At 64.4% G+C, this 25439-nt stretch carries 23 protein-coding genes, 1 tRNA gene and 1 pseudogene; 12 read left to right on the top strand and 13 right to left on the bottom strand.

The window, feature by feature from the left end; genetic code table 11:
* Positions 1-11: 11 nt before the first annotated feature.
* Both fdxA and FZ033_RS13730 read left to right on the top strand, forming a co-directional pair.
* The gene (gene fdxA / locus FZ033_RS13725; protein WP_138401338.1) at positions 12-347 is read left to right on the top strand and encodes a ferredoxin FdxA; all 336 of its coding nucleotides are present in this window, start codon (positions 12-14) and stop codon (positions 345-347) included.
* Between the two features lie 411 nt (positions 348-758).
* A complete protein-coding gene (locus FZ033_RS13730; protein ID WP_149576682.1) occupies positions 759-1982 on the top strand; it encodes an acyltransferase family protein in 1224 nt (407 codons plus the stop codon).
* Positions 1983-2030: 48 nt separating this feature from the next.
* On the opposite strand, the gene FZ033_RS13735 is transcribed toward FZ033_RS13730, so the two are convergent.
* Together FZ033_RS13735 and FZ033_RS13740 are read right to left on the bottom strand one after the other, a co-directional pair.
* Positions 2031-3116 carry a P-loop NTPase family protein gene (locus FZ033_RS13735; RefSeq protein WP_149576683.1) on the bottom strand — a complete coding sequence of 362 codons (1086 nt, stop codon included), beginning with the start codon at positions 3114-3116 and terminating at the stop codon, positions 2031-2033.
* A 168-nt stretch (positions 3117-3284) separates the two neighbouring features.
* Complete coding sequence (locus tag FZ033_RS13740) at positions 3285-3734, bottom strand: hypothetical protein (RefSeq protein ID WP_149576684.1); 450 nt, start codon at positions 3732-3734, stop codon at positions 3285-3287.
* Positions 3735-3791: 57 nt separating this feature from the next.
* Here FZ033_RS13740 and FZ033_RS13745 point away from each other — a divergent pair, with 57 nt between their 5' ends.
* From FZ033_RS13745 to FZ033_RS13755, 3 genes are all read left to right on the top strand, one after another.
* Entirely contained in the window at positions 3792-5396 is a 1605-nt protein-coding gene (locus FZ033_RS13745; protein WP_149576685.1) for a peptide chain release factor 3, read from the top strand.
* 66 nt (positions 5397-5462) lie between these two features.
* A complete protein-coding gene (gene dapD, locus FZ033_RS13750) occupies positions 5463-6311 on the top strand; it encodes a 2,3,4,5-tetrahydropyridine-2,6-dicarboxylate N-succinyltransferase (RefSeq protein ID WP_188079476.1) in 849 nt (282 codons plus the stop codon).
* 809 nt (positions 6312-7120) lie between these two features.
* Positions 7121-7210 (top strand) — tRNA-Ser (locus FZ033_RS13755).
* Between the two features lie 282 nt (positions 7211-7492).
* Here the strand turns inward: FZ033_RS13755 and FZ033_RS24335 are convergent.
* From FZ033_RS24335 to FZ033_RS24155, 4 genes are read right to left on the bottom strand one after another with little or no spacing between them, the layout of a single operon-like run.
* The gene (locus FZ033_RS24335) at positions 7493-8335 is read right to left on the bottom strand and encodes a hypothetical protein (RefSeq protein WP_232847482.1); all 843 of its coding nucleotides are present in this window, start codon (positions 8333-8335) and stop codon (positions 7493-7495) included.
* The gene (locus FZ033_RS24340) at positions 8248-9204 is read right to left on the bottom strand and encodes a recombinase family protein (RefSeq protein ID WP_232847473.1); all 957 of its coding nucleotides are present in this window, start codon (positions 9202-9204) and stop codon (positions 8248-8250) included. The genes FZ033_RS24335 and FZ033_RS24340 overlap by 88 nt, the downstream gene beginning before the upstream one ends.
* A 43-nt stretch (positions 9205-9247) precedes the next feature.
* Positions 9248-9817: a DUF2924 domain-containing protein gene (locus FZ033_RS13765; protein WP_149576687.1), complete on the bottom strand. Its 570-nt coding sequence runs from the start codon at positions 9815-9817 to the stop codon at positions 9248-9250.
* A gap of 3 nt (positions 9818-9820) precedes the next feature.
* Positions 9821-10219 (bottom strand): DUF3489 domain-containing protein, encoded by a 399-nt coding sequence (locus FZ033_RS24155; RefSeq protein ID WP_210247892.1) that lies wholly within the window; start codon positions 10217-10219, stop codon positions 9821-9823.
* Positions 10220-10998: 779 nt separating this feature from the next.
* On the opposite strand from FZ033_RS24155, the gene FZ033_RS24610 reads away from it, so the two are divergent.
* Positions 10999-12798, top strand: a complete 1800-nt coding sequence (locus FZ033_RS24610; protein ID WP_331251178.1) for a chemotaxis protein CheB — start codon at positions 10999-11001, stop codon at positions 12796-12798.
* Positions 12795-15251, top strand: a complete 2457-nt coding sequence (locus FZ033_RS24615; protein ID WP_331251179.1) for a response regulator — start codon at positions 12795-12797, stop codon at positions 15249-15251. The genes FZ033_RS24610 and FZ033_RS24615 overlap by 4 nt, the downstream gene beginning before the upstream one ends.
* Positions 15252-15455: 204 nt before the next feature.
* Here FZ033_RS24615 and FZ033_RS13780 read toward each other — a convergent pair whose 3' ends face one another.
* On the bottom strand, positions 15456-15851 hold the full coding sequence (locus tag FZ033_RS13780) for a PRC-barrel domain-containing protein (RefSeq protein ID WP_210247893.1): 396 nt from the start codon (positions 15849-15851) through the stop codon (positions 15456-15458).
* 54 nt (positions 15852-15905) lie between these two features.
* Entirely contained in the window at positions 15906-16076 is a 171-nt protein-coding gene (locus FZ033_RS13785) for a CsbD family protein (RefSeq protein WP_149576688.1), read from the bottom strand.
* A 445-nt stretch (positions 16077-16521) separates the two neighbouring features.
* Here FZ033_RS13785 and FZ033_RS13790 point away from each other — a divergent pair, with 445 nt between their 5' ends.
* On the top strand, positions 16522-16689 hold the full coding sequence (locus tag FZ033_RS13790; RefSeq protein WP_149576689.1) for a DUF3309 family protein: 168 nt from the start codon (positions 16522-16524) through the stop codon (positions 16687-16689).
* A gap of 79 nt (positions 16690-16768) precedes the next feature.
* Here FZ033_RS13790 and FZ033_RS13795 read toward each other — a convergent pair whose 3' ends face one another.
* Genes FZ033_RS13795 through FZ033_RS24165 form a run of 3 tightly spaced genes read right to left on the bottom strand, consistent with a single transcriptional unit; the run spans position 16769 to position 17616 of the window.
* On the bottom strand, positions 16769-17131 hold the full coding sequence (locus FZ033_RS13795) for a response regulator (RefSeq protein WP_149576690.1): 363 nt from the start codon (positions 17129-17131) through the stop codon (positions 16769-16771).
* Complete coding sequence (locus FZ033_RS24160) at positions 17128-17361, bottom strand: ferritin family protein (protein WP_210247894.1); 234 nt, start codon at positions 17359-17361, stop codon at positions 17128-17130. Before FZ033_RS24160 ends, FZ033_RS13795 begins: the two co-directional genes overlap by 4 nt.
* Positions 17362-17367: 6 nt before the next feature.
* Positions 17368-17616, bottom strand: a complete 249-nt coding sequence (locus FZ033_RS24165; protein WP_210247895.1) for a ferritin-like domain-containing protein — start codon at positions 17614-17616, stop codon at positions 17368-17370.
* Between the two features lie 269 nt (positions 17617-17885).
* Between FZ033_RS24165 and FZ033_RS13805 the strand changes: the two genes are divergently transcribed.
* Complete coding sequence (locus tag FZ033_RS13805) at positions 17886-19043, top strand: SbmA/BacA-like family transporter (protein ID WP_149576691.1); 1158 nt, start codon at positions 17886-17888, stop codon at positions 19041-19043.
* Positions 19044-19334: 291 nt separating this feature from the next.
* Here FZ033_RS13805 and FZ033_RS13810 read toward each other — a convergent pair whose 3' ends face one another.
* Positions 19335-20540 (bottom strand): M14 family metallopeptidase, encoded by a 1206-nt coding sequence (locus tag FZ033_RS13810; RefSeq protein ID WP_149576692.1) that lies wholly within the window; start codon positions 20538-20540, stop codon positions 19335-19337.
* Positions 20541-21080: 540 nt separating this feature from the next.
* On the opposite strand from FZ033_RS13810, the gene FZ033_RS13815 reads away from it, so the two are divergent.
* Together FZ033_RS13815 and FZ033_RS13820 are read left to right on the top strand one after the other, a co-directional pair.
* Complete coding sequence (locus FZ033_RS13815; protein WP_149576693.1) at positions 21081-22502, top strand: DUF1254 domain-containing protein; 1422 nt, start codon at positions 21081-21083, stop codon at positions 22500-22502.
* 10 nt (positions 22503-22512) lie between these two features.
* Positions 22513-23541 carry a DUF1254 domain-containing protein gene (locus FZ033_RS13820; RefSeq protein ID WP_408068486.1) on the top strand — a complete coding sequence of 343 codons (1029 nt, stop codon included), beginning with the start codon at positions 22513-22515 and terminating at the stop codon, positions 23539-23541.
* A gap of 314 nt (positions 23542-23855) precedes the next feature.
* Here FZ033_RS13820 and FZ033_RS13825 read toward each other — a convergent pair whose 3' ends face one another.
* A complete protein-coding gene (locus FZ033_RS13825; protein ID WP_149576694.1) occupies positions 23856-24854 on the bottom strand; it encodes a sensor histidine kinase in 999 nt (332 codons plus the stop codon).
* A gap of 253 nt (positions 24855-25107) precedes the next feature.
* On the opposite strand from FZ033_RS13825, the pseudogene FZ033_RS24345 reads away from it, so the two are divergent.
* A pseudogene (locus tag FZ033_RS24345) lies at positions 25108-25262 on the top strand (exodeoxyribonuclease III); the annotation flags it as partial.
* Positions 25263-25439 lie beyond the last annotated feature (177 nt).

The raw sequence follows: 25439 nt of genomic DNA on the forward strand, positions 1-25439 counted from the left end.
AGGGATTTTCCATGACTTACGTCGTCACCGAGAACTGCATCCGCTGCAAGTACATGGATTGCGTATCCGTGTGCCCGGTGGACTGTTTCTACGAGGGCGAGAACATGCTCGTCATCCACCCCGACGAGTGCATCGACTGCGGGGTCTGCGAGCCGGAATGCCCGGCCGAGGCCATCAAGCCGGATGCCGAGCCGGGGCTCGAGAAGTGGCTCGCGCTCAACGCGGAATATGCCAAGGCGTGGCCCAACATCACGCTCAAGCGTGACCCGCCGGCCGACGCCAAGGAGTGGGACGGCAAGCCCGGCAAGGAAGAGCTCTTCTCGCCGGAACCCGGCCAGGGCGACTGATCCGGCGCCGGGCCCGCGCTGGCGCGGCCAGGCTTCTCGACGGGGTCCCCGATCCGATCAGGTTGCACCAACCTGATCGGGCTGCGCGATGTTGAGGCGTTTTCCAACGCTCCACGGATGATATGGCCTGCGGTGCCTGCGCGCAGGCTCACCGACAGCGCTGCCGCTTCCTGCCGTTTTCCTTTTCATGACAAGCGCTTGTTCCTGAACGCACGGCGAGCGCGCAAGCCAGGCGCCCTGCTGCCTGGGGTGGTAGCAGGTTGACGCCATTTTGAACTGTGGCTAAGTTTGGGCATCTGTTTTCGATCCGTATAATCACGGGCCGATGGTCTCAGGACTGCCTGCGCAACAGATATATTCCGTCCATGCCGCCCCTCGCGATCCCCGTCCAGATCTTTGGCAGGTCACCTCATGGAAAGTGCGAGATATCGCGCGCTGGATGGCTTGCGCGGCATGGCAGCTGTGCTCGTCGTCTTCTATCACATGACGATTTCGAGCGTTTTCAAGTCATTGTCCATCGTCACCAATGGCGATCTTGTCGTCGATGTCTTTTTCATCCTGTCAGGTTTTGTGATCTCGTCGGCCTATGCCGATCGCATCGACGATTCCCATTCGATGAGGCGGTTCCTCACCCTACGCTTCTTCAGGGTCTATCCGCTGCATTTCTGCGTCCTGATGGTGTTTCTGGCGCAGGAGATCTTCAAGCTCTACCTCTGGCACAAGGGCGTTACGTTCAACAATGGCGCGCCATTCACCGGTGACCAGTCGCCAGGCCTGTTCTTCGCCACCTTGTTCCTGGTGCAGGCCTGGGGCGTGTTCGACAGGAATTTCTGGAACGGTCCGAGCTGGAGTATCAGCTGCGAGGCCCTGGCCTATCTGGTCTTCGCCCTGACGGCGCCGCTGCGTCCCCTGCGCTGGCGCTTTGCGCCGCTAGGCATCCTCGTCTTCGCGGCATGTTCCTACATCTATGCCGCCACGCTGCATGACGGCCTCGCCCAGGCCTTCTACGGTCCCGCGGCGATGCTGCGCGGCCTGTCCGGCTTCTTCGTCGGCGCCCTGTGCTACGAGGCGGTGTGTTCCGGACGGCTGAAGGTGTTGTTCGCTGCGGCGTCCGATCGTGCTTTGAACCTGTGGCAGGGAGGCACGGTGCTGGCCGTCCTCCTGCTGCTTTCGGTGTGCCGCGGTCCCACCATCATCGTTGTCCTGGTGCCGCTGACGGTGCTCGTGCTGCTGCTGCACACGGATCGGGGCTTCGCCTGCACCTTCCTCAACACGCGCCCGCTGCAGGCGCTGGGGAAGATCTCCTATTCCATCTACATGGTGCATTTCTTCATTCTGATCTCCGCGGACACCGTGCTGAAGCGGGTCATCGGCGACCACCCGGATGGCACGCCGTGGTTTCAGATGCCCCTGCTTCAGGGCACGCTCCTCTCCCTGGCGCTGGCGCTGCTGGTGGTTCTCGTCGCGAGCCTCACCTGGCGCTTCATCGAGGAGCCGGGCCGCGCGTTCGGCCGGCGCCTCGTGGGCGGGCAGGGCGCGTTACAGGGCGCCGAAATGCCGGCCGGCGCGGTTGCGCCGGCGCTGGATGCGGCCGGCCACGCGACACTGGAGGCTGCGCCCCGCTCCAAGGAGTGAGGCCGCCTCAAGCCCGCGCAAGCGCGCGGCCAATGACGCAGGCCGCGCCTACAACGTCCCGAGGCGGGCGCGCAGGTCCGGCCCCTGGGGCAGTCCGGCCACCTCCTCCACCTGGAGCGAGCCGCCGGCCAAAGCACGGAGGATGGCGGAGGCGCCGTCGAAGCGGCGGTCCGCCCGGTCGATGAGATCCACCCACAGCTGGTCGAACTGGTCCAGCATCTCCACCAGCGGCACCACCGGCAGCTGGATGCCGGAATAGCGCGGATATTTGTTGGTGAGCTTCTTCCAGTCGTCCTTCAGGGCGTCCCGCAGCACCGGATCGTTGGTCAGCCGGTTGTCCCGGCCACCGCGCTCGAACGCGGCCTTGGTTTCCAGCAGATGGGTGAGGTGCGCGATGGCGCGGCTGCGCATCAGCGGCCGGATCTGGTTCTTGAAATAGCCGCGCAGCATGTCGGTATAGACGGTGTCGTCATAGCCGATGTCGCGGGCCACCCCGCCGCCCACCTGCGTCGTCGTCGCCTCGAACAGGCCCTGCGGCCAGTCCGCGGCGGGCCGTGAGGTCAGGAGCAGGACCACACCCGGCGGCAGTGCGACGGCTGCGGGCAAGATCGCGATGGCGTCCCGGTCCCCGATCCCCTCAAGTCCGTCGATGGCCACCAGAAGCCGCTTGGCGCCGGTGGTCGTCACATGCTCGCGCGCGGCGCCGAGCAGGGCGAGGACATCCGCCTGCGTCGGCTCCGCGCCGGAGCCTTCCGCCAATGCGACGCCAAATTCCGCCGTCACCGCATCCTTGAGCGCCGCCACGAGCGCGCGGGGCGTCAGGGCGCCCTGCACATGGATGCCGATGGCCCGGATGTCGCTGGAAATGGTGCTGTCGATGCCTTCGAGAACGCCGGGCGAGCGCCCCGGTCGCCTGGCGATGATGCCGCGCACGAACAGGGTCTTGCCGATGCCGGCGGGTGCCCGGAGCCAATAAAGCCCGCGATCGGTGGTCAGCAGGAATTCCCGCAGCGGCGTCCTGAGATAGGTGGGCGACACATAGGCCGCGTCCAGCGCGGCAAAATCGAGGGGAGCCGGATCGGCCGTCACGTCGGGCGTCGGGTCGCAGCGGACCTCCAGGGCAGGAGAGGTCATGTCGTGTTCCTCCGGGCGTTGTGGCCATTGTCGCACCACAGAGGACGGATCGCTGGTCTTCGGTCCTCCGCCCCGGCAGGATTGCCGTGCTGTTGGCGGGTTTCCACCCAAGGGTCCTCACGCCCCCTCACCAAGCACAAAGTATGCCCCAGCCGCACGGTGGAGGCTTCAGGGGGCGGCGGCAAGCTGCTCGTACTGGGAGAGCACCACCTGGCCCGCCGCATCGAGGTAAGCGCGGCCGAAGCGTGATTTTGCCAGCGTGTCCAACGGCTGCCAGATGGTGCCGCCGATGGGCGGGGAAGCGCCGGGCCGGGCGCAGGGTACGGCGATGGTCACGGCCTGTCCCGGCTTGTGGGCGTTGCCGCGCTCCACCCGAACCACAGCGCCGGTGACCGTGCAGGCGCCGAAGCTTTCCTGCGGCGGAGTCATCTTCTGGACCGCGATGACGATGACACTTGCCGCATCGCGCCGCGCGGCCTCATAGACGTAAGGCGGCATCAGCGCCGCTGCCGGCCCGCTCCAGCCGGCCACCAGCACCGCGACCAGCAGCCCGGCCCGCCGCGAAGCACCGCGTCGGCCCCCTGTACCGCCTGCGCTTCCGCCTGATCTGCCAATCATCGCGCGCTCCCCGCCATCCCGGTTTGTCGAAATCCGGTTTCGCCTTATATAGCCCCGATGCTCGACGAGACCCATTCCATGGCGGCGGCCACCCTGCCGGATTTCGCCCGCCGGCGTACCTTCGCCATCATCTCCCATCCGGACGCCGGTAAGACGACGCTGACGGAGAAGCTGTTGCTTGCCTCGGGCGCCATCCGCATGGCCGGCCACGTGAAGGCGCGCGGCGAGCGCCGGCGCACCCGCTCCGACTGGATGGAGATCGAGCAGCAGCGCGGCATCTCGGTCACCTCCTCGGTGATGACCTTCGAGCGCGACGGCATCGTCTTCAACCTGCTCGACACGCCGGGCCACTCGGACTTCTCCGAGGACACCTACCGCACCCTCTCGGCGGTGGACGCGGCGGTGATGGTGATCGACGCCGCCAAGGGCATCGAGAGCCAGACCCGCAAGCTGTTCGAGGTGTGTCGCCTGCGCGACATTCCCATCTTCACCTTCGTGAACAAGGTGGACCGCGAGAGCCTCGACCCCATCGCCCTCATGGACGAGGTGTCCTCCACCCTCGCCCTCGACCTCACCCCGCTCACCTGGCCCATCGGCATGGGCGTGGACTTCCGCGGCCTCATCGACATCGCCAACAAGCGCGCCCTCCTCGCCACCGAGCGCGGCGGGCCGCTGGTGCGCGAGGTGCCGTTCGAGACGCCGGAAGATCTCATCGACCTTGAAGGGGTGGAGGAGCGCATCATCAACGAGGCGGTGGAGAGCCTGACTTTGGCGCTCGGCGTGCTGCCGCCGTTCGAGCTGGCCTCGTTCCGCGAGGGCCACCTCTCCCCGGTCTATTTCGGTTCCGCGCTGAAGGAGGCGGGGGTCGCCGAGCTGCTGTTCGGCCTCGCTGACGTGGGGCCGAGCCCGCTGCCCCGCTCCGCGCGGGGCCGCACCGTGGAGCCGGCGGAGGATCTCGTCTCCGGCTTCGTCTTCAAGGTGCAGGCCAACATGGACCCGAACCATCGGGACCGCGTGGCCTTCGTGCGCCTGTGCTCAGGCCGCTTCAAGCGTGGCATGAAGCTGTTCAACCCGCGCGAGAAGCGCCAGATGGCCATCGCCAACCCCATCTTCTTCTTCGCCCAGGAGCGCGAGACGGTGGACGAGGCGGTGGCCGGCGACATCATCGGCATTCCCAACCACGGCATGCTGCGGGTGGGCGACACGCTCTCCGAGGGCGAGAGCATTCGCTTCGAGGGCCTGCCGGACTTCGCGCCGGAAATCCTGCGCCGGGTGCTGCTCTCCGATCCCATGAAGGCCAAGCAGCTGCAGAAGGCACTGCAGGACATGGCGGAAGAGGGCGTGGTGCAGGTCATCAAGCCCATCTCCGATCCCGCCCCCATCGTGGGCGTGGTGGGCACCCTGCAGCTCGACGTGCTCGCCGCGCGGCTGGAGAAGGAATACGGCGTTCCCATCCGCTACGAGGCGGTGTCCTTCGTCACCGCCCGCTGGATCGTGGGCGAGCGCACCGAGGTGGAGCGCTTCATGGAAATGAACCGCTCCTCCACCGCCCGCGACCGCGATGAGGCCCCGGTCTATCTCGCCCGCAGTCAGTGGGTGCTGGACCGCGCCATCGAGGAATGGCCCAAGCTCAAGTTCGTCGCCGTGAAGGAACGCGGCTGACCACCTTTCCCCTTTCCGTCTCAACCGATCCGGTAGGGCCTGTCCCGCCGCATGAGGGAAATCCCCATGACCGACCTTACAAAGCTCGCGTCCGTTATCGATGACGCCTTCGAGAAGCGCGCCGAGATCGGCTTCTCCACCGCGGGCGAGGTGCGTCTCGCCGTCGACGAGGCCCTGTCCCTGCTCGACAGCGGCGCCGCCCGCGTGGCGCAGAGGGGCGCCGACGGCACCTGGACCGTGAACCAGTGGCTCAAGAAGGCCGTGCTGCTCTCCTTCCGCCTGAACGACATGGAGCCCATCGCCGGCGGCCCTGGCGGCGCCCACTGGTGGGACAAGGTGCCCTCCAAGTTCGCCAACTGGGGCGAGAAGGACTTCCGCGCCGCCGGCTTCCGTGCGGTGCCCGGTGCCATCGTGCGGCGCTCGGCCTTCATCGCGCCCAACGTGGTGCTGATGCCGTCCTTCGTGAATCTCGGCGCCCATGTGGGCGAGGGCACCATGGTGGACACCTGGGCCACCGTGGGCTCCTGCGCCCAGATCGGCAAGAATGTGCACCTGTCCGGCGGCGTGGGCATCGGCGGCGTGCTGGAGCCGCTGCAGGCCGGCCCGGTGATCATCGAGGACGACTGCTTCATCGGCGCCCGCTCGGAAGTGGTGGAGGGCGTGGTGGTGCGCACCGGCTCGGTGCTCTCCATGGGCGTCTTCATCAGCGCCTCCACCAAGATCGTCGACCGGGAGACCGGCGAGGTCTTCGTGGGCGAGGTGCCGGCCTATTCGGTGGTGGTGCCCGGTTCGCTGCCCGGCAAGCCCCTGCCCAACGGCCAGCCCGGCCCCTCGCTCTATTGCGCGGTGATCGTGAAGCGGGTGGACGCGCAGACCCGTTCCAAGACCTCCATCAACGACCTGCTGCGCGATTGACGCCGACGGCCTTTGGTCTTTGTCCGAGGTCGAGAGGATGTAGCTCCGGTGCCGTATGGATCGGAGTGCGACGGGACGCCTGCCAAGGACGGCCCCGGTTTGATCACGCCTCAAGTTGAGCGCAAGCACCACCGGCCTCCTCTCCCGTTCGGAAACCGAATGGTTCCGGCTTCGGTGCCTGCGAGCAAAGCTCGGACAGGCTCCTGGGTTTGGCGGGGGAGGGGTTCGGGGCGAGCCTGGTCAAGGCAGCAGACTTTCAAACTGAGGTGCGACCTCCGGTTCAATCCGGGGGCCCAGGAGTGTTCCCGTGAGCGGGGACGGTATCCGTCGGCGCGATCGACCTGGCCAACGCGTTCTCTAGGGCGTTTTCCGCGCGCCTCGGCTCACGGCAATTGCGATAGACTATTGTTTTGACGCGTTTTTTTCATGCGAGCCGGTATCCACTTCGCTCGAAAACGCTCCCGCGCGGGCTCCGTCGCGAGGCGGCTCGCTCCGGCGACGGCGTGATCGCCGAGGTCCGCCGTCGCGCCGTGCGGGGCGGCTGCTTGGGGTGCGGCGGTCTGGCCTGTGGGCAGTGGTGCGATAACGTCTTGCCAGACGGTGGCAAGCCGCTATATTCCGCCGCCTCGCCGGTATGCAGCGCTGCATAAGTGTTGCTGGTCTTCGAATTCCCCTGGAAAGCGATGACGTGGGTCCGGCGTCCGGGTTCCCTCCCGGTGCAGAGAAGCGCGATGACTTGAAGGCGGCCTGTCTGCCTTCAGTGCACGCCTTCCGCGAAGGGTTCTACGCGGGCCTCGGCACGCGTGGCTGGAGAGGTGGCCGAGTGGTTGAAGGCGCACGCCTGGAACGCGTGTATACGGGAAACCGTATCGAGGGTTCGAATCCCTCTCTCTCCGCCAGAACTATTTGATTCTGCAGTACTTTTCGACATTTGCCGTCCGCCGCGAATAGTGCGGGCGGTTCAAAGGCATGTGCCGAGGCTCGTCCTGCAGCTGCATGGAGAGACCGGATCGGTACCGGAACCGGCCCGCATCACCCGCCGATATCTCGCAAGGCCCCTTTGGTGGTACGGTTTGATTTGCGATGGTCTTTGCAACTCGGCGCGGACGGCCAGCCCCGGAACGAAAAACCCCGCCGGATGGCGGGGCGCGAGTTGCTCGGGTTCCGGATAGTCGATGGAATCACCTGAAGCCGAGTTCGCGGCGCTGCTCCGACCATTCCTTCGGCAGGCTGGCCAGCGACAACTTCAGGGCGGAGAGTTCGATGGGCTGGCGCCCATCAAGGATCGCCGCGGTGATCTCCGGCGCGAGGAACCCCAGGCGAACGATGCGGGTGAAGTAGGATGGTGTGACGGCGCTTGCCGCGGCGAGTTCGGTGATGGAGGCGCCATCGCCCTGGAGGATCAGATCCCGGAATTTCTGGGCGCGGGCGAGGAGCCGCAGCAGGCTGTGGTCGGGCTTGCGGTTCTGACGGGCTTCCGGGGCATCGATGAGATGGCGCATCTCCATCCCCACCCGTTTCAGCGTTGCCGGCACAGAAAGGGTGAGGGTCTCACCATCGTCGTCCCGCTGGGAATCGGCTTCGCCACGGAGCATGGCAAGGATGGCATCGACCCGGATGGTGATGTACACCGCGTTCGATGTGACGACGATCTCCTGCACCAGCCGCTGCAGACCGGTGATCTTCTCCACCGACGAGAGGTCTGGCCAGAGGCGCGCCATCTCGTTAGCCCGGGCAACGAGCCTGCGACGCTCCTCCACATCTCGCGCCCGTGGCGCGACGATCGTGTCGATGGTCGAGGCATCGGCGAAGAGGTCGGTGATGCGGCCCTCGACGATGGCTTCCAGGTCGGTGGCCGGGATGCGCCGCGCCGTGCTGCGGCGACGCACCACTCTGCTATCGGCATCATCGTTGGTCGCATTCTTCCGCCCGGCGATCAGGTCGTGGCTGACATAGTAGCGGTAGCGCCGCCCTTTCTTGTTGGCATGGGTTGGAGTGAGTGGGATTCCGTCCTCATCCCGCACAAGGCCGGCGAGTAGGCTAGGGGCCGCAGCATCCGAGCGAACCACCCGCTCCACCCGGTTCTCTCCCAGGATTGCCTGCACCTTGTCCCAGAGCGCGGCGTCGATGATGGCTTCGTGCTGGCCATCCCCTTGTGGCTGATCTCCCCGCGATAGAGCCGGTTCTGCAGCAGGTGATAGAGGGCGCCCCGGCCGAAGGGACCGCCCCCGGTCACGTTGCCGGTGGCCGACACATGCCGTTTGGCGGTGATGCCGGCGACGGCCAGTTCCTCTCCCAGCTCCAGAACCGAACCGAGCTCGGTATAGCGCTCGAAGATGTGCCGGACTGATTGGGCCTCAATCTCGACGATCTCCAGCTTGCGATCGCGGACCTCGTAGCCAAGCGGTGGGCGTCCGCCCATCCACATGCCCTTGGCCTTGGAGGCGGCGATCTTGTCGCGGATGCGCTCGCCGGTGACCTCGCGCTCGAACTGCGCGAAGGACAGGAGCATGTTGAGGGTCAGCCGGCCCATGGAGGTGGTGGTGTTGAAGGACTGGGTCACCGATACGAAGGAGGCGCCGGCCCCATCGAACACCTCGACGATCTTGGCGAAGTCCCCGAGCGCGCGGGTGAGGCGATCGACCTTGTAGACGACCACCGTGTCGATGAGCCCGGCCTCCACATCGGCGAGGAGCTGCCGCAGCGCCGGGCGCTCCATGGTGCCGCCGGAGAAGCCGCCGTCATCGTACATCCGGGGCAGGACGATCCAGCCTTCCGCCTTCTGGCTGGCGACATAGGCCTCGCAGGCCTCGCGCTGGGCATCGAGGGAATTGAAGCTCTGCTCCAGCCCCTCCTCAGAGGATTTGCGGGTGTAGATGGCGCAGCGGACCAAGGAGGGCTTCGCCGTCGGCGCTCGGACGCCAGCTCGGGAGCTCCTACGCATCGCCAGCGTCCTGCTCATCAGCGATGCGCGGCTTCGCCTTGCCCCGCCCTGCCGTCTTGCCTCCACCGGCAAGCCCGAAGAAGCGTGGTCCCGACCAGTGGGTCCCGGTGATCTCCCCAGCAATGGCCGAGAGCGACGCCCAGCTCTTGCCGTTCCAGAGGAAGCCCCCGTCGGTGACGGTGACCTCGTGAGTGACGCCGCCCCATTCCCGCACCAGGCGGGCACCCGGTTTCAGGCGGGGCGCCTTGGCCCGGCGGATGTCGCCGGTGGTGGTGAGGGCTTCAGCAAGATCTCGCAGCTCGGCGGCGATGGCCTTCTTCAGGCCGCCGAGGGCTTTTTCCTGGAGCTTCCAGGCGATGCCCAGCTCCAGGAGATCGCGCCTGACGCGGTCCGGCGGGGCCGCGCGGAACTGGCGCCGCCACTCCGCGACGAGGCCATCGCGCTCCATGGTGCCGAGGGCTGCGAGGCGGGAAGGCAACTCCGCGCGAAGGTCGACGTGAGCCGGAGGCGCCGAGGCGCCTCCGGTCGAACCTATGGCGGCGCCGTCATCAAGGAGGGTCATGGATCAGCCCTCCTTCGCTTCGAGCCGGTAGGCCTTGCGGCCATCAGCATCGGTGACGAGGGCGATCGGGAAGCCGCGCTGGCGGAGGCGACTGAAGGCGGCGCGGATGGTGTGTGCCTGCCAGCCGGTCGCATCGGCGAGCTCGTCGATGCCGGCGCCGGCAGGGTTGCCGATCTGGCCGAGCAGGGTGCCCAGCTTGCCGGAGGGCGCCTTGGGCGTGGTCGGCGACGGGACGGGCGCGGGTCCCGGCATGGTCCGGGAGGCGGTCTTCACCTTGGCTTTCGCCTCGGCCTTCACCTCGGCCTTCACCTCGGCCTTCACTTGGGGCTTGCGGGCGACGGCGACAATGGCCTTCGGCTCGATCTTGGGCTGGGCGGGAGTGGTGCGGGTCCGGCGGGTCATGTTGGGTCCTCGGTGGGCGAGACGCGGCATGCGTCCGCTTGCACCACCCCGAGCCCCGGACCGCTCAGGTTCCAGGGCTCATCCGCGACCATGCTCCCAGCCGCCGCAACACACTACTGCTTCCTTGCGCAGGCAAGTCCACTCGAAACCGAAGGAAAGCTGGTTGTCTCCGCGTCGGGCGGCAGGGCGGTGATGACCCCACAACGGGGAGGTTTGACCCATCTCAGACTCTGGGAATGTCTGCTTGTAAGCGTCCGGGCGGCCTTCCTCGTCGAATGGGTCCAGAACCTTCTTTTGGCGAGGCAACGGCTTTTAAATCGGTGAGATCGATGGTCCTGACGAGTTACTGGGGACGCTCATAGGAAGCCGCCGCATTGGCCAGGTTGGCCTTGGCCTGCTTCAGCGATTCTTCGCGGTGTCGTGTGTTATTCGCCTGGTCCCGCCGGTCTCGCGCTCGATCTTGGCCCTGCCATCGGGGCGGGCGGTTCGGGACGGGATTGGTCCAGGGCGGCGCCTGGCGCCAGGTGCAGTCCAATACCAAGACTGATTGGGCTTAATCGGAATAATATCTTAGCATTTCCACTTATACTCTTGTACGAGCTCATGAGTGTGGACAGCTTTGGCTCTGATCATTGATCCTGATTCATGAAGGGTTCTACATAAATTTTATTGACAGGACTCAAAGATTCGTGACGCGCATTCGCCTATAAATCTTGAGTTATCATGGTATGATTTATGGCGCGTTCGCGAGGGCTTATCGTACCGGGTAGATGAGAAAAATGCCGAAGTTGCCCTTACGTGCGACGAGTTCGACCGTGCCGCGATCAAGGGGCCATCCCTTGGAGGCGGGAGCCCCCACGCGTGGGCCGCGGGAATTCCACGTCATCGGCGTCGGAGCTTCGGCCGGTGGACTGGAGGCATGCAAGAAGCTGCTTGCAGCACTTCCCAGCAATCACGGGATGGCGCTCATCCTGGTGCTGCACCTGGATCCGACCCATGAAAGCATGATGGCGGATCTCCTGGCTACCCAAACCACGATGGTGGTGCAGCAGGCGACCGATGGCATGCTGGTCGAGCCGGATCACCTGTATGTCATCCCGCCCGCCTTCTATCTGTCGATCGATGCCGGCCAACTGCGCCTCTCCACGCCCGAGGCGCCCCATGGGGCGCGGCTCCCTTTCGACTTCCTGCTGAAGTCGCTGGCGACCGAATACGGCTCCAATGCCAGCGGGGTGGTGCTGTCCGGAACGGGAGGGGACGGCAGTGCCGGCCTCAAGGCGGTAAAGGAGAGCGGGGGCTTCACCGTCGCTCAGGATCCGGAGGAAGCCGAATACGATGGCATGCCGCGCAGTGCCATCGCCGCTGGTGTCGTGGATCTCGTGCTGCCCGTGGAGAAGATCCCCGAAGCCCTGCTCACCCGAACCCGGCAGCCGGCCGACGCGCCGCCGAACACCGCCTTGAAGCAGGTTGTCGAACTCCTGCAGGCGAACACCGCGTTCGACTTCACCCTCTACAAGCCCGGAACGTTGCAGCGCCGCACCGAACGGCGCATGGCTCTGGCCGCCATCGGCACCGAGGACATGGAGCGGTATCTCGACCTGCTGCGCAAGGATCCCGCGGAACTCGATCTCCTCGCCAAGGACTTGCTTATCAACGTCACCGGTTTCTTTCGCGATCCCGAGGTCTTCACGTTTCTTGCGGAAAAGATCATCCCTGATCTGGTGCGGGCGCACCCCACTGGCCGACCTCTGCGCATATGGGTGCCCGCCTGCAGCACCGGTGAGGAGGCCTATTCCCTGGCCATGCTGGTTTCCGAGGCGATCGCGGCGCTCCGGCGCAATATCCAGCTTCAGGTGTTCGCCTCGGATGTTGATCCCGATGCCGTCGCCACAGCGCGCGAGGGATGCTACCCGGAGGCCATTTCCGAGAGCGTCTCGCCTGAGCGCCTCGAACGCTTCTTCATGAAGGACGCCGGAGGCTTCAGGGTTGCGGCGGACCTGCGGGCAGCGGTGGTGTTCACCGTGCAGAACGTGCTGGGGGACCCGCCGTTCTCGCGCCTCGACCTGATTTCTTGCCGTAACCTCCTGATCTATCTGACCCCCGAAGCGCAAGCCAATGTCGTCTCCCTGTTCCACTTCGCGCTTCTCGACGACGGCCTTCTTCTGCTCGGCACCTCCGAAGAGGTAGGGGGCGCCGACTCCCGCTTCGAAGTCGTTTCCAAGCCTGTCCGGCTCTACCGGCGCATCGGACAACGCCGGACGGGGACTCAGGCCTTCCCGGTCATCCAATCAGATGGCGTGCGTCTCCCCTCCCGCCCGGCAAAGGCGGCCACGCCGTCGCGCCAGGCCGCTCTCGCCGAACTGTGCCGGCAGGTCGTGCTGGAGGCGTATGCGCCAGCGGCGGTGTTGATCAACCGTGCGGGCGAGTGCCTGTATTATCTTGGCGCCACGGATCCCTATCTGCGGCTCGCCCCCGGCCAGCCGACCCACGATCTGCTGTCCATGGCCCGCGAGGGCATTCGCATCAAGCTCAGGCCGCGATCCAGCAGGCCTGCCAGGAGAAGAAACGCGTTGTGGTGACCGGGGGACGGGCCCGCCGCGATGGCAAGCCCGCCCCCTTCAGCATCGCCGTGCACCCGCTGCAAAGCGACGGCGAGGACCTGCTGCTCGTGTGTTTCCTCGATGCCGCGACGCCCGGGCCCTCCACCGAGCGACCGCTTCCAGCGCGCAGCGTGTCGCGCGTGGCCGAGCTGGAACGAGAGCTCGAATCCACCCGTGCGGAACTTGAGGGCGCCATCCGCAACCTCGAGCTTTCCAGCGAGGAGCAGAAGGCGGTCAACGAGGAGGCGCTGTCGGTCAATGAGGAGTTCCAGTCCACCAATGAGGAACTTCTGGCCTCCAAGGAGGAGTTGCAGTCCCTCAACGAGGAACTGACGGCCCTCAACGGCCAGCTCCAGGAAACGCTGGAGCGGCAGCGCACCACGTCCAGCGACCTGCAGAACGTGCTCTACAGCACTGACGTGGCGACCCTGTTCCTCGATACCGAGCTGAAGATCCGCTTCTTCACCCCGGCCACGCGCCCGCTCTTCAACGTCATCCCGGGCGACGTCGGCCGGCCGCTTTCGGACCTCAACTCGCTGGCCTCCGACGGCACGCTGTTTTCGGACATCCAGGCCGTGCTGGAGGATCGGGCGGCACAGGAGCGGGAGATCGAGACCCGGGACGGGGCGTGGTATCTGCGCCGCATCCTGCCCTACCGGACACAGGACGGCGGCGTCGACGGCGTCGTCATCACCTTCGTCGATGTCACCGAGCGCCGGCGGGCCGCCGATGCGCTGGAAACCGCCAAGCGGGCCGCCGAGCTGGCGAACAGCGCCAAGTCACGCTTCCTTGCCGCCGCCAGCCACGATCTGCGCCAGCCGCTGCAGTCGATGGTCCTGCTTCAGGGGCTTCTGGCGAAGGTGGCGGAGGGAGAGAAAGCAGAGCGGCTGGTCAAGCGCCTTGATGAGACCATCAGCGCCATGTCCGGCATGCTGAATGCACTGCTGGACATCAACCAGATCGAGGCCGGCACCATAAAGGCGGACATAAAGAGCTTCGCCGTCAACGATCTGCTCGATCGCATGCGGGAGGAGCTGACGTATCACGCGCGCGGCAAGAAGCTGAGCCTGAGCGTGATCCCGTGCAGCCTTTCGGTGGAAAGCGATCCCCGCCTGCTGGAGCAGATGCTGCGCAACCTCATCTCGAATGCGCTGAAATACACCCCGCGCGGCCGCGTGCTGGTGGGCTGCCGCCGGCATGGGCCGTGGTTGCGCATCGAGGTGTGGGACACCGGGATCGGGATTCCCCAGACCGAGCTGCGCGCCATCTTCGACGAGTACCATCAGCTCAACAACGCTGCCCGCGAGCGCAATCTGGGCCTTGGTCTGGGCCTCTCCATCGTACAGCGGCTCGGCCTGCTGCTGGATCATCCTGTCCACGTGCGATCGCGTCCCGACCATGGTTCGGTCTTCTCGATCGACGTCAAACTCTCACCAGATTCTCCGGCGCGGCACGATGCGGCAGCCTTCGGCCCCGTCGCCGGCAAGGATGCCACGAGCCAGAAGGCCGCGGTTCTCGTGATCGAGGACGATCCAGACGTCCGCTCGCTACTGGAACTCCTGCTCGTAACCGAGGGACACGCAGTGACCGTCGCGCCGGACGGCGACACCGCGCTCGCATTGGTGGAGCGTGGCGTCATCCGGCCCGAGTTCATCCTCGCGGACTACAACCTGCCCAACGGCATGACGGGCCTTGAGGCGGCAACACGCCTGCGTGCCAGGTTGCGCCGGCGGGTTCCCGTGGCGATCGTGACCGGCGACATATCGACGACCGCCCTGCGCGACATTGCGGCCCACGACTGCGTCCAGCTCAACAAGCCGGTGAAGGCGGACGAGCTGTCGCGCGTCATCCAGGGGCAGCTTTCCGCGCTGGCGCTGCCCGTTTTGCCGCACGTCTCATCCCCGAAGGGCGAACATGCGCCGACGGCTTCTTCGGTCATCTTCATCGTTGATGATGATGACCATGTCCGGCAGGGCATGCGCAGCGTGCTGGAAGAGGACGGCCGGAAGGTCGAGGATTACGACAGTTGCGAGGCCTTTCTGGAGGCATTCGGCCCGGGTCGAGATGGCTGTCTCCTCGTCGACGCCTATCTGCCTGGCATGAAGGGCCTGGAGCTGTTGAAGCGGCTCCATGCGGCCGGCCACGGCATGCCGGCCATCATGATCACCGGCAACAGCGACGTTCGCATGGCGGTCGAGGCCATGAAGGCCGGCGCCTATGACTTCATCGAGAAGCCGGTGGGTCGCGGGGAGCTGCTCGCGTGCGTCAAGCAGGCTCTCGATCAGGCGCGGGACGCACAGACGCGGCCCGTGTGGCACGCGGCGGCGGCCGAGCAATTGTCGGGCCTGACACACCGGCAGCGGGAGATCCTGGATCTGGTGCTCGCCGGGCACCCAAGCAAGAACATCGCCGCCGACCTCGGCATAAGCTAGCGCACCGTCGAGAACCACCGGGCGGCAATCATGAAAAAGACCGGCGCCAAGTCGCTGCCAGCCCTTGCCCGCATTGCACTCGCGGCAGCCTGGACGGGGACCGGCGAACACTTCACCTGAAGCCGACCGCGCCCGCCGAGGTGGAAATACTGCCGAGGCGGCCCCCGTCCATGGGGCCGCCCGCATCCTGAATCCCTACGTCCTTCACTTTGCGTATTTGAAATCCGGAAGGGCCTTCAGAGACTCTTTCGTCGCGCCGGGAAGCACCATCTTGTTGTCCCGCACCTCGAGGGCATTCGAGGGCACAACGACATATTTCGTTCCGACGCCAAGGAAGCCGCCGACGGAGAGAACAGCGAAAGGCACCTTGTCGCCGGGCGTGACGATCAGATCGTCGATGGTTCCGACCTTCTCATTGGCCGCGTTGTAGACGGCACTGCCGACCACCTTGGAGGTTCGATAGCCAGTCGCCAGCGTCGCCGGATCGACCTTCGTGAGGCTTAGGGTCTGTGGTGCGCCCTGCGAAAAGGCGGGAGCGCTCAGGGCGGCCGTGATGAGGACGGCACCTGTGAAGATTTTCATCGATCGCATCATGTTCATGTTCCTTTTTTTCTATTTGTGGCATGTCGAGCCTAGCCCTGAATATTGATCAGGCTACGGCTTGAGCGTATCCTTGATGCTGCCGACGGCGTTCTGGATCTTACCCTCGACCTTGTCACGCTTGCCTTCGGCTTCAAGCTTCGCGTCGCCCACGGCCTTGCCGACGGTCTCCTCGACCGCGCCCTTCGCCTGCTTGGCGGCGCCTTTGAACCGATCCTTGTTCATGAGTCAGTCTCCTTTGCTGGGGCCTCGAGCGAGGCAGAATGAGTTCTAGCCGGGGCAGACCGGTCGATCATTCGATGTTCATGCACGCACTGTGGCGCCGCCAGCGTCGGAAACTACTCACACGCAGCGACATGAATTCTGCGATACCCCGCCGTGTGACTGGACACGTTTCTTTGCAGCGGGCGGCCTCAAGGAGGCATGCCGGCCGAACGACCGATGGCGGCGACCCGGAGCTGGGAGAGGAGCCGCGGCAGTGCGGTGAAGCTGAGTAGTTTCCGAGCCTGCCGCCACGCTCGCGGGAAGCTAGAATGGAGTTGATGCAGCGAGCTGGCGCAAGTGGGCCGCCTGCCGTCTGGTACGGCTCGACGATGTCCGAGTCAGACAAATCCGATGGTGCGGACGGAAGAATATCGTCAGTCAGAAAGCCAATTAAGGAGGTCGGAACGTGAGCACAATACTTCTAATCGTTGTCCTTATTCTGCTATTCGGCGGCGGCGGCTATTACGGCTTCAACCGCTACGGCAGTCGCGGGCTTGGGGGCGTGCTTGGCCTAGTCCTGCTCATCATCGTCGTACTGTGGCTCCTGGGCGGGCTCCAGGGACTGCGTCTCTGACGCGTCGATAACCGGTCGAGAACGGGCGGGAGCAGCCGCGCATGTGGATGATCCGTGCGCCTGAGGGCCGCCGCTCCCCTCAGCGCGGCGGCATGTCGTCGATCGTGCGCTGGATAGCACGGGTGAGGACTTCGGGTCGAAACGGCTTCTCCACCACGACGGCTGCCGGCAGGATCGCCTTGACGCTCGCAGCGTCGCCGCTGACGAAGACATGGGGTACCTGCCGGCTTCGACATATGGTCTCGACCGCCGAAATGCCGCTGCCCTCCCGGAGCCACGCGTCCACGATCAGGAGGTCCGGCTGGTAGCGATCGGCGGCCGCGACAGCCTCGGCCTCGGTCGTTTCGACGGAACATACCTCATGGCCCATGCCCTCGAGCATCTCGGCGAGATGAGTCCCGATCATGAAATCGTCCTCGACGATAAGGATCCGCAGCATCATGCGCAGTGTCCCGGGGCGATATGGGATTCCACCAGCCAGATCTGCCGGTCAATGCCGCGGGTGATGGCGGTGAAAAGGTCGGCTGTGCTTGCATCGCCGAAGCCGGCTGCGTGGTCGATGCTGTCACGCGCCGACTGTCCGAAGGCTGCCAGTGTGGCGGATACGGCGAACACATGCTCCTTCTCATCCGCGATATCGAGCGGGTAGGTGGTCAGAAACGAGCGTTCCATCGCCGTCTAGACCGTTCCGCGGGCGACGCCGCTGAGCGCGGCGGCCCGTTCCGCAATCTGGTCGGAATAGGTCTCCACCTCCCCCGCCACCTCGTCGAACAGCTTGTGGATCGCGATGAAGCCCGCCCCACGCACGTTCCAATGGGCGTGCTTGACCTGGGCATGCAGATCGATGGCTGCTGCCAGGTGCCTGTTGAGCAATTCGGCCGACTGGACGCGGATATTCTCAGACAACGTACTATGGGTGAACACCATGTCTCGATCTCCCGGTTGATACGGCCGAAAAAGTCTGCCGGCGGCAGAACACTGCCGCCGGCAGGGCGCGATCGCGGTTAGCCGCGGCGGGGGAACCGCACCATCTCCAGGGTAGCGCGCTGGAAAGAAGAAAGAGCAGGGTCGGAAACTACTCAGCCGGGCACGGCCGGCCCCTTGACCCGTGAGGCGAGCGCGGGTGACGCTGCCGCAGGCGCCACGTCCAGCTTGGCGTGCCGTGGAGTCGATCTGGCGCCTTCTGGATGGTTCTAATGTCTCTTGATCCGTACCTTCCTCCAGATCAAAGGCGCCTTCTCTCCCGCTTCTGGGAAAGCGCATCGGGGTACTGGCGCGGCCGGTCGGCCTGGCGCGCCTGGGTCCTGATGGCGATGATGGTGGCCACGGTGTTTTTGCAGTTGTGGGTTCAGTATCGGCTGAATTTCTGGAACCGCGATTTCTTCAATGCCATCGGGCGAAAGGATGGGACGGAACTCTGGAGGCAGGCGTGGTTTTTCGTGCCGCTTGCCGCTGCCAGCATCTTCCTCGTCATCGTCTCGGTCTGGGTGCGCATGACGACACAGCGCCAATGGCGCCAATGGCTGAGCAGCCACCTTTATGATTTCTGGCTGTGCGGCGGTCGCTACCGCCGGCTGAGGTTCATGCTGGGAGAGCATCAGACGCCCGAATACCGCATCGCCGAGGACGCGAAGGTCGCAACCGACGTACCCGTGGACCTGGTGGTCGGCCTGCTATCGTCCGTGCTCAACGCGATCACCTTCATCGGCGTTCTCTGGAGCGTCGGCGGCTCACTGGTCCTCAAGATTTTCGGGCAGCACATCTCCATCCCCGGATATCTGGTGCTCGCGGTCGTCGCCTATTCCGCGCTGGTCACGGCCGCGATGATGTTCATCGGGCGCCACCTGATGCGCGTGCTGGGGGAAAGCAAACGTGCCGAAGCCGACCTGCGGGCGATCGGGGCGCATCTGCGCGAGAGCGGCGAAGGATCTGCGCATCCGGATGCACGGCGGGACGGACGACAGGTTATCGGCGAGGCCCTGGCGAAGGTAATTGCCCAATGGCGCGCCCTGTGCTGGCAGCTCATGCGGATGACGCTGGTATCGCAGACCAACCTGCTGCTGACGCCGGTGATCGGATTGCTGCTTTGCATGCCGAAATATCTGGTCGGGCTGATGAGCCTTGGTGAGGTCGTCCAGGCTGCCGCGGCGTTCACCATCGTGCAGGCGGCATTCAACTGGATCACGGACAGCTATGCCCGCCTCGCGGAGTGGAGGTCTTCCGCGAACCGGGTCGCGTCCCTCCTGCTCGCGCTGGATCAGGTCGACCAATCGGAAGAGCCCGCAAACCTTGAGATGACCGAGGGAAACAAAAGCGGCCCCAAGGCTCAGGCCGGTCGCCTCGCGCAGGATTAGGCTCCATCATCGAAACGATTAGCCACCCTGGTCCAGGGTTCGATCTGGATGGAATGGCTCTACGGCAATTCGTCGAGCACGATGAAGAGCGACTCCACCAGCAGCGCGATCCAGACTAGGGTCGCGGAAGGGCCCCCTACCAGGTTCTGCAATCGGGTCATAGACGAATGGGCACTCCTGGCGCGTGTCACTCTCGGGTGCCGCCTGACCAAGCGGGGTCTGCTTGTCGGAATTCCGCGCGCGTGTGGCATTGGAATCGTGTCCCGGACGCAGGCACCAAGTGCTGGATCGTCACTCGGGATACGTCTCGCCGCGATCCGGCGCATCCTTGTGGAAAAGGATGAATACCAAGGGGTTGCCCGGCTCGGCCATCGCGTCGCTACGCTGGCCCGTCACTTCTCCGGCCACGCCGCTTGTGTATTCCGCGACCACTTCACCGAAGCTGTTGCGCTGGATGGCGACCTTCTGTCCTGGCTCCACCTTGTCGTTGAGCCTGACCAGATGCTCGACGAGTCCGCCCTCGGTTGCCAGGATCGGGAACGCACTGTTGCCGACGAAGACGCTCACGTCCTTGCCTTTCCGTCCCATCGGCCCGGACACGATCCCGTGGTGCTTGAGGACGTTCATCGTGCCTTCCACGAACAACTTGATCATCTCAAGGTTCAGCACACGTGCGGCGCCGATCTCCGGTGTAAAGGCGGGGATGCCCACGTCCATGAAAGCATTGTGGAGGACACCCGGATACACGTGATTGTCGAAGATCTGGTCGACAGGATAGAGTTCCACCATTGCCCGGACCTCCGGCACATCCATGCCGGCGATATTGAATGCAGTGACCTCGAACCCAGTTGTGCCGGTATGGAAGTCGATCGCGGCGTCGGCGTTCGGCCGCAGCAGCCGGTTGAACAGCAGCCCGGCATGTCGGCTTGGGGCGGTCAGGCCGTTCTCGTTGCCTGGCCACTCCCTGTTCATGTCGATCAGATCGGCGCCTCTGCCGGCATTGGGCCATCTGCGTTGCATGCCTTCCAGGGCCGCGCGGGACACGTCCGTGACGGCCATCACCGTGCCCGACATCCGCGCCGGATCGAGCTGGTTCATCACCGTCTGCACCGTGTGCACGGAACTCATCTCGTCGCCGTGCACGCCACTGACCAGAACGACGCGCTTGCCCGGCTTGGCTCCCTTGGCGACCGTCACGGACACATACCAGTGCTGTCCGGTGGGCATCTCGACGCCCTGAAAATACAGAAGATGCTTCCGCCCAGGCGCCAGATCATCGACATTGAGCGCGCTGACGACCTTTTTCCCCTGGATGACATCGCCGGTATAGACAGTTGCGGATGGTGTGCTGGATACAGAACCGGCAGCAGAGGTCGGCGAAGCCTGGGCGTTGGCGGAACTGGCATTGGCAACTAGCGCAGCCGACGCTCCGATCGTTGCAACTGACGCGATCATGAAGTCGCGGCGATCGAGGTGCTCGCTCGGCCCGTTCGACATGACGCAGATCCTTCCTATGAGATCGGCAGCGGCTTCCCGCTGTCGACCGCCTGATAAGCCCTACCAAGTGTGGCCCAGTCGAGCGGCGGGTTTGAGGCGAGGTGGCAGCGATTCCGCCGCCACCTATGTGCCAGCCCTCCCAAGCATGCTTGAACGCCAGCGGCGCCCAAAGCAACGCCTCCACGGCCGTGGGGGCTCATGGGCGGGCCTGGCCTTCTCGTTCCACTGCTCGCGGAACGTCAGCTGGCTGAACCCCGCGGAATGTCGGTTCAATGGCGCAACCAAGTCTCCGCCTGGCGCGAGGCGCGCCAATGTGGGTCCGTTCTCGAACGAGGCGGCCATCATCCGCCCAATCCGCACATGTCCTGTGCGCGAATTCGCGGCACTGGAAACCATCGCGCCCTTGGGCGATGATCGCCTGGTCGGCTTGCTGGCTCTTGCCGCCAGCTGATGCTTCCGGTCTGCGGTGGTGAGGTCCGCGATCACAGCGCCAATGATATCATTGTTCCAGAACATGATCCTCGCAGCGAGGGACGCAAAATGACACGAAAGTTTCTCGTCGCGGCAACGCTCCTCACCATCGTGACGGCACTCATGGCTCAGCCGGTGAAGTCAACCGCGCAGGCACTTGCGACAAGCGACGTGCGCGCCATCGCCAAAGAGTCGGTCATCTATGGCTTTCCGCTGGTCGATAATTATCGCGTCCTGTACTCATATTTCGTCGATGCCAAGAATCCTGAATTCAAGGCGCCGTGGAACACGCTTTACAATGTCACGCGGGTCTTCACACCCGACGACAAGGCGATCCAGACTCCCAATTCGGATACCCCCTATTCATTTCTGGGCGCCGACCTGAGGGCTGAGCCGCTCGTCCTGTCGGTGCCGGATGTCGCCAAGGACCGCCACTATTCGCTCCAGTTCATCGACCTTTACACCTATAACTTCGCTTATGTCGGCAGCCGCGCGACCGGCAATGCGGCAGGAAACTTCCTGCTCGCGGGACCAGGCTGGAAAGGCGAGAAGCCGGCCGGCATCAAGGAGATCATCCGCTCAGAAACCGACTTTGCCTTCGTCCTGTACCGCACCCAGCTCAAAGGTCCCGACGACATCGAGAACGTCAAGAAGATCCAGTCAGAGTACAAGGTTCAGCCGCTATCGAAGTTTCTCGCCAAGCCTGCTCCTGCAGCAGCGCCGGGGGTCGACTTTTTCAAGCCAATGACGGCGGAAGAGGAGCGCACATCGCTACGCTTTTTCGACGAGCTGAACTTCATCCTGCAGTTTGCGCCGCCCCATCCGAGCGAAGTGGAGCTGAGGGACCGCCTTGCGACGATCGGCATCGTGCCCGGCAAGCCGTTTGATGCAGACCAGAAGTCCGCCGAATTCCGCCAGGCCGTTTCGGAAGGCATGGCGGACGCCTGGAAAGCCCTTGCCGATTTCAAGGCACAGGAAATCGACACTGGCAAGCGGACCTCCGCCGATGGCTTCGGCAATCGGGAATTCCTGAATGGCGACTATCTCGGCCGCATGGCCGCGGCGGCGTTCGGCATCTACGGCAATTCGAAGGAAGAGGCGATCTATCCCGCCTATTTCGTCGATTCCGCGGGGCGGCCGCTCGATGGCGCAAAGCATCGGTACACATTGCGCTTCGGGCCCGGCGAGTTGCCGCCGGTCAACGCCTTCTGGTCACTCACCATGTATGAACTGCCCGCGAGCCTGCTCGTCGCCAATCCGCTCAAGCGGTACCTGATCAATTCGGCGATGCTGCCGGGCCTGAAGCGTGATGCCGACGGTGGCATCACGCTCTATCTCCAACACGATTCTCCCGACAAAGACGCGCAGTCCAATTGGCTGCCGGCGCCGGCCGGTCCCTTCTGGGCAACAATGAGACTATATTGGCCGCAGCCCGCCGCGCTCGACGGGAAATGGAAGGCCCCGCCGCTCGAACGCGCGGCGCAGAACTGAACGAGGCCCCATGATGAACATGAAGCAGACCGTCGCCGCTTTGTTGGTGAGCCTCGCCGGGACACTGCCGGTGCGCGCCGATCCGGCAGTTGCGATCCCGGTTTCGACCGACAATTTCGTTCGTGCCGAGTCGGACCTCTACTTTGCCGGGATCGTCAAGAATGGCGGCTTCGGCAAGTTCGACCACACGCGGGCGCCTGCGCCAATCGACAAGCAGACCGTCATTCGCCTCAACCGGGACACGCTCTACTCGTCGGCGGTGTTCGATCTCGACGCGGGTCCCGTCACCATCACGCTGCCGGAAGCCGGCAGCCGGTTCATGTCGATGCAGGTGTTCGACGAAGACCAATATACCCATGGCGTCCATTATAAGCCGGGCAAGTATACGCTCACCAAGAAGGACATCGGCACCCGGTACGCTGCGGTCGCCATCCGGACGCTGGTGAACCCGTCCAATCCTGAAGATGTGAAGAAGGTGCATGCGCTGCAGGACGCGGTCACGGCAAGCCAACAGGCCACCGGCAGCTTCGAGATCCCGAACTGGGATCAGGTCTCCCAGAAGAAGGTGCGCGATGCGTTGCTGTCGCTCGCGACATTGCTGCCCGACACGAAGCGCATGTTTGGCAGCAGGGAAGATGTCGATCCGGTTCGTTTTGTGATCGGCGCCGCCATGGGCTGGGGAGCCAATCCTCCCAGCGAAGCGCTCTATCTCAACGTCACCCCGCCCGAGAACGACGGGACAACAGTCTATAAGCTCAAGGTGAACGGTGTTCCAGTCGACGGCTTTTGGTCGATCAGCGTCTACAACGCGGAAGGCTATTTCCAGCCAAACGACCTCAGCGCATACTCGTTGAACAACGTCACGGCGAAGAAGGACAAGGACGGCTCCATTGAAGTCCAATTTGGCGGGTGCACGGAGAATTCCATTAATTGCCTGCCGATCGTTCAGGGCTGGAACTACATGGTCCGCCTTTACCGGCCGCACAGGGAGATCCTGGACGGGACGTGGAAGTTCCCCGAGGCAAAACCCGCGGAGTGATGCGTTCGTTGACGACAGCTCGGCTTGAGTCCATTAGCGACGCGACCACGGCGGCGAACGACACCACATTCGGGAAAAGGATCCGTGCGACGCCTCCGGGAATTTCTACGCTGAAAGTCTACCTTACAGAAAGACTACAGTGTCCGCTTGTCGGCGCACGTACAACTTCTGCTTCTGGCGCTACGCTGCCGCCGCGTTCCGTCCAGCAACGGTCATCGCATGAGGCGCTGGTTCTTGTGGGAGCGCAGCGATGGCGGGCTATCTTCTTTGCCGAGCCGCGCAGCCGCAGCTTAAAGATGCCATCTCCCGCTTGGTCAGGTTGCGAGCCTTTCCGCGTTCATCGTCAAGGTGACAATGACCCCGTCGCTGGACCAGTCGGTGTCGATCGACCCTCCAAGCTGTCCGGTCACGCTCCGATTGAGGAGCCTGCTTCCGTAGCCGTCGCCGCTCTTGGTGGCGACTGGTGGCCCGCCGCGCTCGGTCCACACCATGGAGACCTCGTCAGCAGTGGTTGATCCGGAGATATCCAGCGTCCCCGATGTGACCGACAGGGCGCCATATTTGAGGGAGTTGGTCGCCAACTCGTGGATGACCAGCGCGAGGGCGGTCGCGGATTGCTCGCCGATTCCCATCCGGGGGACGGCCACGCGAACGCGCCCGCTGAACGCTCCAGTGTCGTCATAAGGCGCCAGCAGGACTGCGATCAAATCCCCCAGCAGCGCGGCCCTGCCCTGATCCTTCGTTAGAGGACGGACCAAGTCGTGGGCTCTCCCGAGCGCCGTCAGCCGCTGGATGAGCTCCCTCGCCATCTCCTCGACCGAGGTGGCCGAACGAGATGTCAGGCTGGTAAGACCCGCCGCGATCGCCAGCAAGTTCTTCACCCGGTGGCTCATCTCGCCCGCGAGCAGTTCGTGGCCTTCTTCCGCTTGTTTGCGGCCAGTAACGTCCAGAAACACGCCGCACATCTGGCCCAGGTGCAGCCCCTCGTCATTGCCGAGGCCACGTGCCGAAATCCAACGGATCTCCCGGCCCAGAAGAATGCGGAAGTCGATCTCGTAGGCTCCGACCAATGCCCGTGTCGCCGTGAAGGCCGCCCGTACCCTGTCTCGATCGGCGGGGTGAATGCGGGACGAGAGATCCTCGAACGTCACGTTGCTCGTCTGCGGCAGTCCCCACAGTTCAAATGCCTGCTCGTCCATCGCAAAAGCGTCTGTTTCGATCCTCCATGACCACAGGGCGACCCCTGCAGCATAGAGGGCGCGCTTGAGGTTGTGCACCTGCCAATGGGGGTGGCCTTCGTCACTGAACGGCATAACGACCTTTCATGGCGTATGAACAAGTCGCCTCAAGTAAGCGCTGTCGTACGGGATACCCGCAGTTTAACATTGTAGCCCACAATCGGCCCGCTGCCTTCGCCATTCTGTTCGCAGCGGCTCTTGCATTGTGGCAACCGCGCCTGACCTTGGTCATCTGCCCCGGCGTCTCGGTCTGCCTGATGCAACACGCATCGTCCCCTCCAGGAGAGTTGCTACGCACAGAGCCGAAAGCGATTTCCAGCGTTACGTCATAGCAATTCTAGCATACGGCGTGGACCCGATCGAAACCCGACGTGGCCTGCCCCGGCGACCCCTGATGATCACCAGAGCCGCTTTATCGAGGCCGCGGTGGGAGGCATACTGACCGGATGCCGCTACCTTCCCAACGGCAATCCCGCGCCGGGCTAGAAGTTCGATTACAAGCTGGCGTGGTTCCGCCGCTTCACGGCCGCGGAAAGCACTGGCCCGTGGCAAAAGTGGCCTTCCTCCGAGAGGCGGCGGGGCGGCTGTGCTCCGACTGATGCCGGCGGTAAACGTGAACGCGTGACGCGCGAAGGCACGGCGCTGGCGCGAGCCGGCGCT

Source organism: Xanthobacter oligotrophicus (assembly GCF_008364685.1).
Lineage (GTDB): Bacteria > Pseudomonadota > Alphaproteobacteria > Rhizobiales > Xanthobacteraceae > Xanthobacter > Xanthobacter oligotrophicus.

Coding starts and splice junctions, on each gene's coding strand:
- fdxA (WP_138401338.1), top strand. CDS start 12: ATGACTTACGTCGTCACCGAGAACTGCATCCGCTGCAAGTACATGGAT.
- FZ033_RS13730 (WP_149576682.1), top strand. CDS start 759: ATGGAAAGTGCGAGATATCGCGCGCTGGATGGCTTGCGCGGCATGGCA.
- FZ033_RS13735 (WP_149576683.1), bottom strand. CDS start 3,116: ATGACCTCTCCTGCCCTGGAGGTCCGCTGCGACCCGACGCCCGACGTG.
- FZ033_RS13740 (WP_149576684.1), bottom strand. CDS start 3,734: ATGATTGGCAGATCAGGCGGAAGCGCAGGCGGTACAGGGGGCCGACGC.
- FZ033_RS13745 (WP_149576685.1), top strand. CDS start 3,792: ATGCTCGACGAGACCCATTCCATGGCGGCGGCCACCCTGCCGGATTTC.
- dapD (WP_188079476.1), top strand. CDS start 5,463: ATGACCGACCTTACAAAGCTCGCGTCCGTTATCGATGACGCCTTCGAG.
- FZ033_RS13765 (WP_149576687.1), bottom strand. CDS start 9,817: ATGACCCTCCTTGATGACGGCGCCGCCATAGGTTCGACCGGAGGCGCC.
- FZ033_RS24155 (WP_210247892.1), bottom strand. CDS start 10,219: ATGACCCGCCGGACCCGCACCACTCCCGCCCAGCCCAAGATCGAGCCG.
- FZ033_RS24610 (WP_331251178.1), top strand. CDS start 10,999: ATGCCGAAGTTGCCCTTACGTGCGACGAGTTCGACCGTGCCGCGATCA.
- FZ033_RS13780 (WP_210247893.1), bottom strand. CDS start 15,851: ATGAACATGATGCGATCGATGAAAATCTTCACAGGTGCCGTCCTCATC.
- FZ033_RS13785 (WP_149576688.1), bottom strand. CDS start 16,076: ATGAACAAGGATCGGTTCAAAGGCGCCGCCAAGCAGGCGAAGGGCGCG.
- FZ033_RS13795 (WP_149576690.1), bottom strand. CDS start 17,131: ATGATGCTGCGGATCCTTATCGTCGAGGACGATTTCATGATCGGGACT.
- FZ033_RS24160 (WP_210247894.1), bottom strand. CDS start 17,361: ATGGAACGCTCGTTTCTGACCACCTACCCGCTCGATATCGCGGATGAG.
- FZ033_RS24165 (WP_210247895.1), bottom strand. CDS start 17,616: ATGGTGTTCACCCATAGTACGTTGTCTGAGAATATCCGCGTCCAGTCG.
- FZ033_RS13805 (WP_149576691.1), top strand. CDS start 17,886: ATGTCTCTTGATCCGTACCTTCCTCCAGATCAAAGGCGCCTTCTCTCC.
- FZ033_RS13810 (WP_149576692.1), bottom strand. CDS start 20,540: ATGTCGAACGGGCCGAGCGAGCACCTCGATCGCCGCGACTTCATGATC.
- FZ033_RS13815 (WP_149576693.1), top strand. CDS start 21,081: ATGACACGAAAGTTTCTCGTCGCGGCAACGCTCCTCACCATCGTGACG.
- FZ033_RS13820 (WP_408068486.1), top strand. CDS start 22,513: ATGATGAACATGAAGCAGACCGTCGCCGCTTTGTTGGTGAGCCTCGCC.
- FZ033_RS13825 (WP_149576694.1), bottom strand. CDS start 24,854: ATGCCGTTCAGTGACGAAGGCCACCCCCATTGGCAGGTGCACAACCTC.